This is a genomic window from Halorubrum sp. SP9, from assembly GCF_005435015.1.
GTDB lineage: Archaea > Halobacteriota > Halobacteria > Halobacteriales > Haloferacaceae > Halorubrum > Halorubrum sodomense.
Window position 1 is genome coordinate 1 of the sequence record NZ_SGXU01000559.1, and the last position, 317, is coordinate 317.

A 317-nucleotide genomic window follows, 5' to 3' on the forward strand; every position below is an offset into this window, starting at 1 on the left:
TTAACCGGGAGGGAGAGAGAGAGCCTCATGATTTTACGACATCGAGCCCTGGCATCGACACCGAACAACGCGTCCCCGTCGTCGCGAGCAACTCGGAAAGCGTGCTGGTGAGCGTGTTCACCGTTGTGGATCGGTCCTGCGGGGCGCGGCGAAGACCTCGGGCAAAAACGCGTAGACTTACACGTTGGTTTACTCGGTGATGATCAAACCGGAATAAAGTGCGCTCTTCGATCCCCACGAGTTCGTCAACGGCGAAGTCGATCACACCGCACCTGTCTAGGTGCTGGGCGAAGGCGATTGCGACGGTCGGATCATCG

1 protein-coding gene is annotated in these 317 nt (G+C 58.4%); it reads right to left on the reverse strand.

The genetic code is table 11. The features are described from left to right. Positions 1–25: 25 nt before the first annotated feature. On the reverse strand, positions 26–317 hold a 292-nt coding region (locus tag EXE45_RS21070), incomplete at its 5' end, for a hypothetical protein (RefSeq protein WP_206750525.1).